At 66.6% G+C, this 14,680-nt stretch carries 12 protein-coding genes; 7 read left to right on the top strand and 5 right to left on the bottom strand.

The window, feature by feature from the left end; genetic code table 11:
• Positions 1 to 92 precede the first annotated feature (92 nt).
• Entirely contained in the window at positions 93 to 1,064 is a 972-nt protein-coding gene (locus ACKY0W_RS10725; RefSeq protein ID WP_409437524.1) for a GlxA family transcriptional regulator, read from the top strand.
• Between the two features lie 10 nt (positions 1,065 to 1,074).
• On the opposite strand, the gene aceA is transcribed toward ACKY0W_RS10725, so the two are convergent.
• Entirely contained in the window at positions 1,075 to 3,375 is a 2,301-nt protein-coding gene (gene aceA, locus ACKY0W_RS10730; RefSeq protein ID WP_409437525.1) for an isocitrate lyase ICL2, read from the bottom strand.
• Between the two features lie 183 nt (positions 3,376 to 3,558).
• Between aceA and ACKY0W_RS10735 the strand changes: the two genes are divergently transcribed.
• The 3 genes from ACKY0W_RS10735 (at position 3,559) to ACKY0W_RS10745 (ending at position 7,171) form a co-directional block, all read left to right on the top strand.
• Positions 3,559 to 3,924 (top strand): hypothetical protein, encoded by a 366-nt coding sequence (locus tag ACKY0W_RS10735; protein ID WP_409437526.1) that lies wholly within the window; start codon positions 3,559 to 3,561, stop codon positions 3,922 to 3,924.
• A gap of 88 nt (positions 3,925 to 4,012) precedes the next feature.
• The gene (locus ACKY0W_RS10740; RefSeq protein ID WP_409437527.1) at positions 4,013 to 5,845 is read left to right on the top strand and encodes a fatty acyl-AMP ligase; all 1,833 of its coding nucleotides are present in this window, start codon (positions 4,013 to 4,015) and stop codon (positions 5,843 to 5,845) included.
• 141 nt (positions 5,846 to 5,986) lie between these two features.
• Entirely contained in the window at positions 5,987 to 7,171 is a 1,185-nt protein-coding gene (locus ACKY0W_RS10745; RefSeq protein WP_409437528.1) for a PPE family protein, read from the top strand.
• On the opposite strand, the gene ACKY0W_RS10750 is transcribed toward ACKY0W_RS10745, so the two are convergent.
• From ACKY0W_RS10750 to ACKY0W_RS10760, 3 genes are all read right to left on the bottom strand, one after another.
• Positions 7,137 to 10,010 carry an RND family transporter gene (locus ACKY0W_RS10750; protein WP_409437529.1) on the bottom strand — a complete coding sequence of 958 codons (2,874 nt, stop codon included), beginning with the start codon at positions 10,008 to 10,010 and terminating at the stop codon, positions 7,137 to 7,139. The genes ACKY0W_RS10745 and ACKY0W_RS10750 overlap by 35 nt on opposite strands.
• Positions 10,007 to 10,438: an MmpS family transport accessory protein gene (locus ACKY0W_RS10755; RefSeq protein WP_409437530.1), complete on the bottom strand. Its 432-nt coding sequence runs from the start codon at positions 10,436 to 10,438 to the stop codon at positions 10,007 to 10,009. Before ACKY0W_RS10755 ends, ACKY0W_RS10750 begins: the two co-directional genes overlap by 4 nt.
• A 104-nt stretch (positions 10,439 to 10,542) precedes the next feature.
• Positions 10,543 to 11,154, bottom strand: coding sequence for a TetR/AcrR family transcriptional regulator (locus ACKY0W_RS10760; RefSeq protein WP_409437531.1), 612 nt, complete (start codon positions 11,152 to 11,154; stop codon positions 10,543 to 10,545).
• Positions 11,155 to 11,235: 81 nt separating this feature from the next.
• Between ACKY0W_RS10760 and ACKY0W_RS10765 the strand changes: the two genes are divergently transcribed.
• The 3 genes from ACKY0W_RS10765 to tpx are packed head-to-tail and all read left to right on the top strand — an operon-like array spanning position 11,236 to position 13,862.
• Positions 11,236 to 12,162, top strand: coding sequence for a metal-dependent hydrolase (locus tag ACKY0W_RS10765; protein ID WP_406757081.1), 927 nt, complete (start codon positions 11,236 to 11,238; stop codon positions 12,160 to 12,162).
• Positions 12,162 to 13,307 (top strand): hypothetical protein, encoded by a 1,146-nt coding sequence (locus ACKY0W_RS10770; protein ID WP_409437532.1) that lies wholly within the window; start codon positions 12,162 to 12,164, stop codon positions 13,305 to 13,307. Before ACKY0W_RS10765 ends, ACKY0W_RS10770 begins: the two co-directional genes overlap by 1 nt.
• Positions 13,308 to 13,364: 57 nt before the next feature.
• Entirely contained in the window at positions 13,365 to 13,862 is a 498-nt protein-coding gene (gene tpx, locus ACKY0W_RS10775) for a thiol peroxidase (protein WP_409437533.1), read from the top strand.
• 29 nt (positions 13,863 to 13,891) lie between these two features.
• Here tpx and ACKY0W_RS10780 read toward each other — a convergent pair whose 3' ends face one another.
• On the bottom strand, positions 13,892 to 14,665 hold the full coding sequence (locus ACKY0W_RS10780; protein WP_409437534.1) for an enoyl-CoA hydratase/isomerase family protein: 774 nt from the start codon (positions 14,663 to 14,665) through the stop codon (positions 13,892 to 13,894).
• Positions 14,666 to 14,680 lie beyond the last annotated feature (15 nt).

Raw genomic sequence — 14,680 nt, forward strand, 5'->3', positions numbered from 1 at the left:
TGCCTCGGCCGTGGGCGTTCGCGCCGCCTTTCCCACAGAATGCGACATGCTCCCGGAGCCGTATCTCGCACCGAAAGCGACATAATGGCTGCGTGACAGACGCCGGTGCCGGGCCGCGGCTGGTGGTGATCGTCGTCTTCGATGATGTGACGATCCTGGATGTCGCGGGGGCCGGGGAAGTCTTCGTCGAAGCGAACAGATTCGGCGCGAACTACGTGGTCAAGATCGCCTCGGTGGATGGCCGCGACGTGACGACGTCGATCGGAGCTCGGCTGGGTGTCACCGACAGCCTTGCCGCCATCGGTTCGGCCGACACCGTGTTGGTGGCCGGTGGCGACCATCTGCCCCGGCGCCCCATCGATCCCGCGCTTGTCGAAGCCGTCAGATCGGTGGCAAGTCGAACCCGCCGTCTGGCGTCCATCTGCACCGGGTCCTTCATCCTGGCTCAGGCCGGCGTGCTCAGCGGCCGTCGTGCCACCACGCACTGGCACGACGCCCGGTTGTTCGCGCGGGCCTTCCCCGACGTCACCGTCGAGCCGGACGCCATCTTCATCCGTGATGGCGACGTCTACACCTCGGCTGGGGTGTCAGCCGGCATCGACCTTGCGTTGGCGTTGGTCGAAATGGATCACGGCAGCAAGCTGGTTCGCGAGGTCGCTCGTTGGTTGGTGGTCTACCTCAAACGCGCAGGCGGACAGTCACAATTCTCTGCGCTGGTCGAGGCCGATCCGCCCCCGCAGTCTGCGCTGCGCCAAGTTACCGATGCGATCGTGGCGAACCCGGCCGACGACCACAGCGTGGACGCGCTTGCCCGGCGGGCCGCCTTGAGCAGCCGGCAACTGACCAGGCTGTTTCAGGCCGAACTCGGGACCACCCCGGCTCGCTACGTCGAAACGGTACGCATCGATGCCGCCCGTGCTGCGCTTGACGCCGGCCACAGCGTCACCGAGTCCGCACACCGCGCGGGATTCGGCAGTCCCGAAACTCTCCGTCGGGTATTCGTCGACCACTTAGGCGTATCGCCGAAGGCCTACCGCGATCGGTTCCGCACGACAGTTCGCTGAATCCTCGGGGCTAGCCCTCTTTGCTGATCAGCCTGCCCAGCGCCACCCGGTCGGATGCCAGCAGCTCATCGATGCGCGGCTGGTTGACATCCGCGACGATGATCTCGCCGACCTCCTGGTTGACGCTGCTGAAGATACCGTGCTCCATCATCTTCTCCGTCTGATACAGGTTGTCCTGGGTGGGCGTGACGTAGTGCACCGCCGCAGCCTTGAACCGGTGGATCAGCCACAGGTGGGCCAGGTCCATCAACCGCTTCTGGCGGAGCTTCTCGGCAAAGGTGTTCTGGTCGCGCACCGTCAAGATGCTGCGACCGTGCCGGTCCTTGATCGGGTCGACGATCACGTTGGCGAGCTTCTCGTCGCCCTCGCCGTAGATCCCCAGTTCCAGCACGTCGGATCCGGGACGGGTGGGCCGCAGTTGCGCCCGCAGCTTCTCGCCGAGCTGATAGTGCTCGGCCCACAACGCCAGCCAATCCTCCAGCAGTTTCTTGGGCACCTCGGTCTGCACCAAATGCTGATGTTGGGTGGACCCGGCGCCCATCGCCTTGGTGGTGGCGGTGCGGCCCGACGACGCGGCCAGCGCAGCGTCGCTGCGCGGCCCGCCGACCAGCGTCTGCGGTGTGCGGTACGGCGACTCCACCAGCCGCATCTTGCGCTGCAGGCGGGCCAGCGCCAGCATGCCGTCCTGCAACAGGGTGGCCGCGAACTCCTCGGAGGCCACACCGTCGACCTGGTGGCCGCCGTAGGTGATGAAGTTGAAGACGAAGCCCAACTTGCCGATCTCGGCGGGGAAGGCCCGCATCTGGTCGTCGGTCATGCCGGTGGTGTCCCAGTTGAACGACGGCGACAGGTTGTAGGCCAGCATCTGGTCGGGATACACCGCGTGGATCGCCTCGGCGAACTCGCGGGCCTCGGCGAGATCGGCGGTCTTGGTCTCCATCCACAGAATGTCGGCGAACGGCGCCGCGGCCAGCGACTTGGCGATCGCATACGGGATGCCGCCGCGCACCTGGAAGTAGCCTTCGGGAGTCTTGGCCCGGTCGCAGTCCCAGCCGGGGTCGGCGTTGAGTTCGGCAGCTTTCGCCCGCGCGGTGTACAGCGGTGCGCGGAAAGAGAATTCGCGCCACTGCGCGGCGGTCATCTCCTTGGGCTCACCCTCTCGCTCGGCGAAGTCCAGCATCTCGGCGACCGCATCGGCGAACGTCATCAGCCCGGCGTCGTTCTGCCAGGCCTCCACGAACTTCGACTCGATCTCGTCGAAGAGGGTGTCCACCGACTGGCTTCCGTCGCTGCTCCAGCCCTTCGCGGCCGTGGTGATCAGCTCGGTGATGCCCTGGCGTTCCAGCCAGGTGTCCGCCTCGGCGTACTCGCCCTCGGGCAGGGCGTAGAGCAGGTGGCCGTTGATCTCTTTGATGCCCGAGTCGTAGAACCGCCGCGTCATCGCTAGGAAACACGCCTTGTAGGACGGGATCTTCAGGTTGGTGGTGCCCAGGATGAACGGCTGGTCGCGCTCGTCGGAGCGGCTCTCGACCAGGTTGGCCGCTTCGGCGTCGGTGCGCGCCACGATGATGCCGGGCACGCCCATCATGTCCAGCTGGAACCGCGCGGTGTTGAGCCGCTTGATCTGCTCGTCGGAGGGAACCAGCACCTTGCCGCCCTGGTGGCCGCATTTCTTGGTGCCGGGGCGCTGATCTTCGATGTGGTAGCCGGGGACCCCGGATTCGACGAAGCGCCGGATCAGGTTGCGCACGTGCGGATCACCGCCGTGGCCTGTGTCGGCGTCGGCGATGATGAACGGCCGATAGTCCACGGCGGGAGTGGCGGCGCGCTGCTCCGCGGTCATCTGCAGGCGTAGGTACTGCTGGTTGCGGTCGGCGGTGAGCAGGGCACGCACCAGCCCGGCCGCCTCGTCGGGTACCTGACTGAGCGGGTAGCTGGCCAGGTCGGGGCCCGGGTCCTCGGTGATGGAGCCCTTCGCCGAGGTCGCCCAGCCGCCGAGGTAGATGCCCTCGATGCCGACCCGCTTCATCACCACCGCCTGGCCGGGCGAATACGGCCCGAAGGTGGTGATGCTCTTCTTGGCGGCGAACAGCTCACGCAGCCGGGCGTAGAACGCGGTGGCTGCCTCCCGAGCGACCGGATAGTCGGAGGGGATGGTGCCGCGCTGCTCGACGACTTGGCGAGCGCTGTAGAGACGGGTGATGCCTTCGAATCGGGGGCTGTCGAAGTACTTCTGCACGGCTGCGACGTCGGCGTGGACATCGCGTTCGACTGGTGTGCTCGCCGTTGAGTTCGTCTCGATCGTCGTCATGGAAATTCGCTCCCTTTCACCGGATCAATGCGGCGGTCCCAGCTTGCTTCCTCCCCGTATTGTGCCGCCGTACGCTGAGCGATAGTTCGGTTTTGCCTACATCTTCAGCACGGCGCCGCTGATGCCGCAGAACTCGCGCGAAGGCATCGGATTCGTGGCCCGAAGTGGCTAAACTCAAGGTTTATGACGTACCGGTCGGACCGGTGGGCAGAACACTGGGATCAGGCGCCGCAGCCCGTGGTGGTCGGCCGCTGGGCGGCACGTCGGATGAGTCGGCGCTTCGCCGGCGTGGGCGTCCGCATTCCGCCCGCTCGGCTTCGTGAGATGGCGGTCGGTGCACCGCTGGCGTCGGCGGAATCGGTCGACTATGCGTTCGCGCTTGCCGCCACGGAGATGAAGCATGAGCAGCGACTGGCCCGGGCACGGCGCAATCGGCGTCGCCTGACGAACGCGCTCATCGTGGCCGGCCTGATGATCGCTTCGCTCAATCTGCTGATCTGCATGGGCTATCTCTTCATCAGCCTGGCGCTGCGCGAACCGGCTATGTGATCCGTCACTGCACCAACTCCATTGTGGTGGAGGTCCTTTGACGTTCGAAGCGGGCTTCGCTCAAAGAGCTGGGACTTAGACTGCGGGCATGACGCAGCTGCCGCGCCCGATGGCCCACAAGGGACTGGTCCAGATCGAGGAGTGCCTGGACCCCGACGGCGGCATCGTTCTGCCGCCGGGCGAAACCCTGATCTCGCTGATCGACCGCAATATCGCCAATGTGGGGGACGCGGTGGCATTTCGCTACCTCGACTATGCCGGCCAGGTCGAGGGCCGGGCGGTGGAGCTGACCTGGACACAACTCGGCGAGCGACTGCGCGCTATCGGCGCCCGCCTGCAAGGCCTCACGGCCCCCGGTGACCGTGTCGCGATCCTGGCGCCGCAGGGACTGGACTACGTCACCGGGTTCTATGCCGCCGTCAAGTGCGCAACTGTCGCGGTGCCGCTGTTCGCTCCCGAACTCCCGGGGCACGCCGAGCGACTCGACACCGCCTTGCGGGATTCCACTCCGGCCGTAGTCCTGACGACCGCTGCGGTGCGGCGCATCGTCGACGATTTTCTGGGCAGGCTGCCCCGGCAGTTGCAGCCCCATGTTGTGGTCATCGACGAAATACCGGACTCGGCGGGGGAGGACTTCGTGCCCGTCGACATCGATGTCGACGACGTCTCGCACTTGCAGTACACCTCGGGCACCACGCGGCCACCGATCGGTGTGCAGGTCACCCACCGCTCGGTTGCCACCAACCTGCTGCAGATGATCCTGTCGATCGACATGCTGGACCGAAACACGCACGGCCTCAGCTGGTTACCGCTCTATCACGACATGGGCCTGTCGATGATCGGATTTCCGGCGGTCTACGGGGGCCACTCCACGCTGATATCGCCGACGGCATTCATCCGCCGACCGCAGCGCTGGATCAACGCGCTGTCGGACGCCTCGCGGCGTGGCCGGGTGGTCACCGCCGCACCCAACTTCGCCTATGAGCTGACCGCGGCGCGGGGTCTGCCAGCGCCGGGTGCCGATATCGACCTGGCCAACGTGGTGATGATCATCGGATCCGAACCGGTGAACATGGCAGCGATCACCGCCTTCAACGAGGCATTCGCGCCGTATGGGTTGCCGTCCACCGCCATCAAGCCGTCCTACGGGATCGCCGAGGCCACGCTGTTCGTGGCTACCATCGCCCCCGAAGCTCAGGCGAGCGTGTTGTACGTGGACCGTGATCACCTCGGTGCCGGCCGCGCGGCGCCGGTGGCCGCCGATGCCCCGGGCGCGGTGGCCCAGGTCTCGTGCGGCCAGGTGGCCCGCAGCCTGTCGGCGGTGATCGTCGACGCCGAGGCCGGCGCGGAACTGCCCGACGGCCGTATCGGCGAGATCTGGCTGCACGGCGACAACGTCACCGCCGGCTACTGGGGCCGACCCGACGAGACCCGGCACGCATTCGGTGCCCGCCTGCGGTCTCGACTGGACCACGGCAGCCATGCCGGGCCGACACCGGCCGACGGCGGATGGCTGCGCACCGGCGACCTGGGCTTCTACTTTGACGGTGAGCTCTACGTGACCGGCCGCACGGTGGACCTGATGACCTTTGCCGGACGCGGCCACTATCCCCAGGACATCGAGGCCACCGTGGCGGCGGCCGCACCGATGGTGCGCGGCGGCTACGTGGTCGCGTTCGCTGTGCCGGCCGAGCCCGCCGATCAGCTGGTGATCGTCGCCGAGCGCGCGACCGGCACCGGCCGCAAGGACCCCGGGCCGGCTATCGAGGCGATCCGCGCCGAAGTGCGGCGGGTGCACGGGGTGAATGCCGCCGATGTCCGATTCGTCCCTGCCGGGGCCATCCCACGCACCACCAGCGGAAAACTCGGCCGCACCGCGTGCCGCGAGCAGTATGTGGCGGGCACGCTCGGTGCGCGCTGAGGTGGCTGTGTTGGTCGGCCGGCTCCGCCGCGCGTGCACAGCGGGCGCACAGCGCAGACCTGTCGGGCGCCAAAAATAGCTAGCTAGCCTTCCTAAAGCATCTTGCCGGATCGATTGCCGGCCAAGAGATAAGGGGAGGCAATGGACTACGGAGCCCTGCCGCCGGAGATCAATTCGGCGCGCATGTACGCCGGCCCCGGCCCGGCTTCGTTGCTGGCCTCTGCGGCCGCCTGGCAGGACTTGGCCGCCGAACTGAACTCCGCCGCCGCGTCCTACGGTTCGGTGATCGCGGGTCTGACGAGTGGTTCCTGGCTGGGCGCCTCGGCGGTGACGATGGCAGCCGCGGCAAGCCCCTACGTGACCTGGCTCAGTGCCACCGGGGCACAGGCCGAGCAGGCCGGCGCCCAACTGGCCGCCGCCGTCACGGCTTACGAATCCGCCCACGCGGCAACGGTTCCGCCGCCACTGATCGCCGCCAACCGCACCCTGCAGGAGACGCTGATCGCCACCAATCTCCTGGGGCAGAACACCGCAGCGATCGCCACGACCGAGGCGCAGTATCTTCAGATGTGGGCGCAGGATGCCGCGGCCATGTACGGCTACGCCGGCGCGTCGGCGGTCGCCACGCAGGTCACGCCGTTCGCTTCGCCGCCGCAGACCACCGACCCGTCGCGCCAGGCCGGCCAGGTGGCCTCCGTCGCGCAGTCGGCCGCCGCGACCACCGGTACCGACACCGAGGCGTTGATGTCGCAAGGGCCGCAACTGCTCTCGAGCACCCCGACGGCCCTTCAAGCACTGGCCGCACCCACCGAGGAGGCGTCGACGGGCGGGTCGATGTCGTCCTCGATGTCGAGCCTGAACTCGCTGATGATGCCGATGCGCATGGCGATGATGCCGATGAGCATGCTGATGCGGATGCTGATGGGCGGCTCCAACGGGGCCAAGGGCGCCGCGGCGGGGGTGGCGGCCGCCGGAGGGGCGGCCTCGGGCCTGCTCAGCTCCGCCGGTGGCGCGGCGAACACTGTGACGCTGACCGGTTTCTCCGGCGGAACCGCGGCCACCGCGGGGTTGGGCCGGGCCGCTTCGATCGGCGCGTTGTCGGTGCCGCCGGCCTGGACCGGACTGGGTGTGGCCAGCTCTCCGTTGGCCACGACGCTGCCGTCGGTCGGCGGGGTAGCGGCCCCGGCGGCGGGGATGGGCAACGCGGCCGCGGTGCCGCCGATGGTGCCGTTCGGCAGCCTGGCCGCACGGGGTGGGATCGGCGGTGCGGCCACCCAATACGACTTTCGGCCTACGGTGATCCCGCGGTCACCGGCAGCGGGGTAGTGGCCGCGCCGCTTTCGACAGGGGCTGGCCGGGTCGGCGCCGACCGCATTCGCTGGATGTTTTGAGGCCACCAGAACCACCGGCCCAGCAGCGCCGCGATCGAGGGCGTCAGGAACGAGCGCACGATCAGGGTGTCGAACAACAGGCCGAGCCCGATGGTGCTGCCGGCCTGACCGATCGAATACAGGTCGCTGGCCGCCATCGACATCATCGTGAAGGCGAACACCAGGCCCGCGGCGGTGACCACGGAGCCGGTGCCGCCGATCGAGCGGATGATCCCGGTCTTGATCCCGGCGCCGATCTCCTCCTGGAACCGGGAAACCAGCAACAAGTTGTAGTCCGAGCCGACCGCCAGCAGGATGATCACCCCGAACACCGGTGCGATCCAGTTCAGTTGGAGGCCGAGGATGTGCTGCCACACCACCACGGTCAGGCCGAATGCCGCACTCAGCGACAGCAGCACCGTCCCGACGATCACCGCGGAGGCGACCAGTGCCCGGGTGATCAGCAGCATCACGATGAAGATCAGCGTCACCGCCGCCGCCCCGACGATCAGGATGTCGTAGGTCGAGCCGACTTGGATGTCCTTGTACACCGCCGCAGTTCCGGTGAGGTAGAACTTGGCACCGGTCAGCGGTGTGCCCTTCACCGCGTCGTGAGCGGCGGCCAGCATCGGCTCGACGAACGAGATGCCCTTGGGCGTGGCCGGGTCGGCGTCGTAGGTGACGATGAACCGCGCCGCCTTACCGTCCGGGGACAAGAACAGCTTGAGGCCCTTCTGGAAATCGGGGTTGTCGAAGGCCTCCGGGGGCAGATAGAAGTAGTCGTCCGCCTTGGAGGCGTCGAAGGCCCGGCCCATCTCGGTGGCCGTGTCGGTCATCCTCGACAACTGGGTCACCAACCCGGAGAAGCTCGAATGCATCGTGAGCAGGCTGCCCTGCATGGATTTCGCCACCGCGATCATCGGGTCGAACTGCCCGACCAGCTGCGGCATCACGGTGTTCACCTCTGCCATGTCGGCCAGCAGCGGCCGCATGTCCTCACTGAACTTGTCCATGCCGTCGTAGGCGTCGAAGACCGACCGGATCGCATCACACGCCGGGATGCCCGAACAGTGCTGCTCCCAGTAGAAGTAGTTGCGGATCGGGCGCACGACATCGTCGAAATCTGCGATGTGGTCGCGGATCTCGTCGACGGTCGCGGTGACCGTGGCCATGTCGACGCTCATCTTGTCGGTGGTGCTGTTCATCTGGTTGACCAGGTCGCGCAGTCGCACCATGGAGTCGACGGTGGCGCCCAGATCGTCGCTCATCTTGACCATGTCCGACAGCCGGTCCGTCATGAACTGCAGGTTCTCCTGGATCGGGACGGCCTGCATGCTGACCTGGAACGGTATCGAGGTGTGGTCGATCGGGCTGCCCAACGGGCGGGTGATGCTCTGCACCCGTTCCACTCCGCGGCTCCGAAACATGTTCTTGGCAATCCGGTCCAAGATGATCATGTCGGCAGGATTGCGAAGATCGTGGTCGCTTTCGACCATCAGGACGTCGGGGTTCATCCGGGCTGCGCTGAAATGACGTTCGGCGGCGTCGTAGCCGACGTTCGCGGGCAGGCTCGCGGGGATGTAGTGGCGGTCGTTGAAGCTGATCTTCATGCTGGGCACCGCCAGCATCCCGGCGAGGGTGACCAACAGCGCCGCCACGAAAACCGCACCGGGCCAGCGGACATTGGCGGTTCCGATACGCCGCCAGCCGCGACCCTCGACCCGCTTCGGTTCCAGCAGACCGTGCCGGGTGGCGATCGCGACGATGGCCGGGGCCACGGTGAGCGCACCGGCGATGACCACCAGCAGACCCAGGGCCGACGGGATGCCCAGGGCTTTGAAGTAGGACAGCCGGGCGAAATGCAGACACAGCGACGCGCCCGCGATGGTCAGGCCCGAGCCCAAGATGACATGCCAGGTGCCGCGAAACATCGAGTACCAGGCGGTCTCGGGGTCTTCGCCGGCATTGCGGGCTTCGTGGTACCGCCCGATCAGGAAGATCGCGTAGTCGGTCCCGGCCGCGATCGCCAGCGACGACAGCATCGCAACCACGAACGTCGAAAAACCCAGTAGGCCATGGTGTCCGAGGAGTGCGACGAGGCCACGCGCGCTGCCCATTTCGAAGCCCACCATCACCAGTGCGAGCGCCACGGTGGCGGCGGAACGGTAGACGATGGCCAGCATGATGACGATGACCACTCCGGTCACGCCCATCATCTTGAGCATGCTCTTGTCGGCGGCTTCGTTCATATCGGTGGTCAGCGCGGCCTGGCCGGTGACATAGGCCTTCACACCGTCCGGTGTTGGGACCGAGGCGACGATCTTGCGGACCGCATCGACCGACTCGTTGCCCAGGGTGCTGCCCTGATCACCCGCGGTGTTGATCTGCGCATAGGCGGCCTTGCCATCGGTGCTTTGCACTCCGGCGGCGGTGATCGGGTCGCCCCACAGGTCCGCGATGTGCTGGACGTGTTCGTGATCGGCCGCCAGTTTGGCGATCACGGTGTCGTAGTAGCGGTGCGCCTCGGGCCCCAGTTCGGTCTCGCCCTCGAGCACCAGCATCACCATGGCATCGGAGTCGAATTCGTCGAACGTGGCTCCGATGTGCTTGGCCGCGATCATCGACGGCGCGTCCTGAGGCGACATCGTCACCGCGTTCTCCCGCGCCACCGACTCGATCGGCGGGACCAGCACATTGAGCCCGACGGTCAGTAGCAGCCAGAAGATCACCAGCGGCCAGGCCAGCCGGCGAACCGCCCGCATATACCCCGGGCGAGGGGTGCCGTGCCCGCTCATGCGCCTTTGACCAGACAGAACACCTGGGCGTGGTGCCCGGTGGCCAGCTGCTCGTCCTTGACGGCGCCGTTGACCGTGATGCGGCAGCCGATCTGGTCGCCATCACCTTGGGCGACCAGATTGCCGATGACAGATGGACTTGTGGTGGTCATGGTGTGGCTCCAGGGCAGGCCGGTGAACGTCGCCCGTGCGGGCTGGGCCTCTGGGTTCAGATAGCTCACCGAGCCGGCCACAGTGTGAGAGCCGAAAACCTCGTAGCGGACCTGCTTTTCGTTGATCGAGTTGATCACCTGCGAACCGCTGCCGTCCCAGCGGAAGATCTCGTCGGCGCCGAACACACCGCGCAGGTTGACGACTGCCAGTGTTCCGACGACTGCCGCCGACGCGACCACGACGGGCACCCAGGCTCGGCTCACGATCGCGCGCATACCCATCACGTTTTGATTCCCTCCACTCGGCTGCTTCGTGAATACTATACCCCGTAGGGTATACGAATATTCCCGAAGAACCCTAGGGGGTATAGGGAGGCGGGTCAGTCGATGGCGTGCCGCGACTGGGCGGCGACGGCTTCGCCGAGCCAACGCCGCAGGAATCGGCGCAGTTCATCGGGGGAGCGATCTGGATCGTTGGGGGCCACGACGAACGAGAGCATGATCCGCAGGGTGAACTCCACGAGTTCGCGCAGCGCCGCTTCGTCGTAGCCGTGCCGCTTCCAGTCGACGTCGAAGCGCTCGATCATTCGCATCCCGAAGTCGCGGGCCTCTTGCGAGGCCATCTCTCGGTTGTGCGCCGACGACGACGACAACATGGCGCCCAGGTGTGGGGAGCGGGCCACGGCATCGAGGGTGTAGACGGCGCCTTCGGCGAGCGCGTCGGCGGGGTCGTGGATGCCGTGCACGTGCTCGGTGAGCCGGTCGAGGAAGTCGTCGACGGAGGCGATGGCCACGGCGCGCATCAACGCATCGGCGGTGGGGAAGTAGCGATACACCGTCTGGCGGATCACCCCGAGCGACGTGGCGACGTCGGCCAGCGACACCGCCGAACCGGTCTCGGCGACCAGTTCGACGGCCGCGGCGATGATTCGCCGGCCGGCTTCTTCGTCGGTGTGCGGCGGGTTGCCTCCCCAGCCGCGTCGGCGTGCCATCAGTGACCTGCTTGACAAGCTTGGCGCATCGAACAATCATACGCGAAGATGTCCAGTTGTATGTTTTGAGCTGAGGTAGTGATGACCGACCTGATCGTGCGCAAATTGCGGTTCGCCTTCGCCGAGTACCCCGTGCCGTTTTTGTGGAACGAAGCCAACCCGGCGTTCTCGTCGATGGCCAACGCCGTCTCGCTGCTGGCGATCGGCTTCGAGAAGATGATCGGCGGCATGATCGCCGAGGCGATGCCGCTTATCACCGACCCGGTGGTCGCCGAAGAGGCCGACGCCTTCGTGCGTCAGGAGGGTCAGCACTCGATGGCCCACCGCGGCCATGCCAAGGCATTGGTCAGGGCCTACCCGGGGCTCAAGGAGACCGTCGATGAGTGCAACGCCATGTTCGACAAGATGGCCGCCGAAAAGTCATTGGACTACCGGCTGGCCTACACCGCCGACCTCGAGGCCACCTTCACCCCGGTCTTCAAGCTGATGCTCGACCACGACAACACCCTGTTCGCTCCGGGCGACGACCGGGTGGCGTCACTGTTCTTGTGGCACTTCGTCGAGGAAGTCGAGCACCGCAGCTCCGCGCTGATCATCTACGACCACGTCATCAACGACCCGTGGTACCGGATGCGGATGGCGCCGTCGATCTTCAAACACGTGATGAGCGTGATCAAGGTGGCGTGCGAGGGCTTCAATCGGCACGTTCCCTTGGCGGACCGCAAGGTTGACGCCCTGTCACTATTCAGTACCTACCGCGCCAAGCAGGCGTGGCGGCGGCGGGTTCCGTTCGGCTGGCCCGCGGACGAGGGCCCGGTCGCCGATGCCTTCAAACATCTGCCAAAGCGCGAAATGGCCACCGCGGTAGCCGGTATCATCCGCAGCCAGCTGCCCAATCACAAACCGGCTCACGAGAAGATCCCGGTCCTGGCCAACGAGTGGTTCGCCCGCTATGACGACGGCTACGACGTGACCAAGTGGTACACCGCAGAGGAGAAGAGCGCCTGATGCCCGACTTGTGTGCCCCGACATTCGAGCGCCTCGCCGAGTCGCTGGGCTTCTCCTGCGGAGAGGCCGGGGGACTGCTGGAATTCCGCAGCCCCCTGCAGCTGGAAAACTGGACGCTGCCGGTCCTGGAGATCACCGTGATCACCGGTGCCGTGCTGGCACTGATCTACGCGATCATCCGGTACCGCCGCGGCGATGCCACCAACCTGGCACTGTGGTTCGGGGCGATCGCCTATCTGCTGATCATCGAACCGCCGCTCTATTTTCCCGGGGCGTTCGGCATCGCCGATCAAGTCGACACGATGTTCGCGCACAACGTGTTCACCGTCGAATTCCTGTGGGGGCGGCTCCCGCTGTACATCGTCGCGATCTATCCGATGATGGCCACCATCTCCTTCGAGATCGTCCGGATCCTGGGCGTGTTCCGCCGCTACGGTGTCATCGTCGGGGCGATCTGCGTGGGCTTTGTCCACCACGCCTTCTACGAGATCTTCGACCACCTCGGCCCGCAGCTGCGCTGGTGGGAATGGTCGGTGGACAACCCGCTGAACCAACCCATGTTCACCTCGGTGCCGATGGGCAGTGTGGTGGTGTTCGCGGCGCTGTGGCCGGCGTCGCTGGCGTTCTGTGTCCAACTGTTGGTCGGTCGTCAGGTCGATCACGGCCGGAGGTTCGGCGGGCTGCAGGTGTTGTGGCGGACGATCGTCATCGGCGTGCTGGCTTCGCTCGGCACCGGAATCCTGCCGCTGCCGGCGACCCTGCTCGGTGCCGTCACTGACGGGAGGTTGACCGGGATCGCCTATGCCGCTGAACTTCTCATCATGACCGCGGTGGCCATCCCGATCCTGATCATCCAGTGGCGCCGCTTGCGGCTGAATCTGTTTGCCGCCGGTCGCTACGACAACCCGCTGATGGTCCGCTACGCCGCGGTGTATCTGTCGGTCATGACGGTGCTGTGGCTGACGGCCCTGCCGGCCTACCTGGATGCGTCGGGCGGGCTGACCGCTAACGGCGACCCGGTGGGCTGTCTCTGGTACGTGGTGCTGTGTTTTGCGGTGGCTTATTTGAGTGTGGTGGCCGCCGCGACGGTCCCGCCGATCTTGGAGCCCCACGAGAAGCCTGAGCCGGTGGCCACCGGGCGCTGAGCGCGGCGACAGCGGCCCGCCGTGGACGCTGGTTGACGCGCTTGGCAGACTGTTGCCATGGCGCAGATCACGTTAAAGGGAAACCAGATCAACACCGTAGGCGAGTTGCCGGCCGTCGGTTCGGCAGCACCGGCGTTCAGCTTGACCGGAACCGACCTGAGCGTGGTGGACAGTGGGCAGTTCGCCGGTAAGCCGGTTCTGCTGAACATCTTCCCGTCGGTCGACACCCCGGTCTGTGCGACCAGCGTGCGGACCTTCAACGAGCGGGCGGCCGCGGGTGGGGCCGTACTGTGTGTCTCCAACGACCTGCCGTTCGCGCAGAAGCGGTTCTGCGGTGCCGAGGGCATCGAGAACGTCACCAGTGCCTCGGGCTTCCGGGATAGTTTCGGTGCCGACTACGGCATCACCATCGCCGATGGTCCGCTGGCCGGGCTGCTGGGCCGGGCGATCGTGGTGATCGGCGCAGACGGCAACGTCGCCTACACCGAGCTGGTGCCGGAGATCGGCCAGGAGCCGAACTACGACGCCGCGTTGGCAGCACTGGCCGGGGCCTAAGTCCCCGCCCGGCGGTTCGTTCGGGGGAGTCAGCGGCCCCGCCACTGCGGTGGCCGCTGCTCCCGCCAGGCCTGTAGCCCCTCGGCGACGTCCTCGGTCGCCGAGGCCACCTTGCGCATCGTTTCACCGAACCGCACGGAGTCGATCCAGCTCATGTCGGTGCTGCGCCACGCCACTTCCTTGGTGGCGCGCTGGGCCAGGGGAGCGGCCTTGGTTAGGGTGCGTGCCCAGGCTCGGGCCGTCTCCTGCAGCGCGTCGGGTTCGACGAGCTTCCATACCAGGCCGATGTCCATGGCGCGGTGTGCGCTCATCGGCTCCCCGGTCAACAACAGCTCCATCGCGTTGGCCCAGCCCACCCGCTGCGGTAGCCGGATCGCCCCGACGATGGTGGGCACCCCGAGGGTCACCTCCGGGAAACGGAACACCGCATCGGTGCTGGCGATGATGAAGTCGCAGAACAACAATCCGGTGAGGCCGTAGCCCACACACGGGCCGTGCACGGCGGCGATCGTCGGCTTGAAGAGTTCCATGCCGGATTCGAACGAGTTGATCGTGGGCTTCTCCCAGAACGTGCCGGGAAATGTGCCGACCGCGCCCGCCGAGTCCTTGAGATCGGCGCCGGCGCAGAACACGTCGCCTTCGGCCGTGAGAATCCCGACCCAGGCGTCCTCCTCGGCTCGGAACCGGTCCCAGGCGGCGTTGATGTCCTCGCGCATCGCCCCGTTGATGGCATTGCGGGCCTCGGGCCGGTTCAAGGTGATGGTCGCGACGTGGTCGTGGCACTCATAGGTGACCAGGTTCATGGCGCCTCTTCTCCT

Source organism: Mycobacterium sp. SMC-14 (assembly GCF_046250075.1).
Classification (GTDB): domain Bacteria; phylum Actinomycetota; class Actinomycetes; order Mycobacteriales; family Mycobacteriaceae; genus Mycobacterium.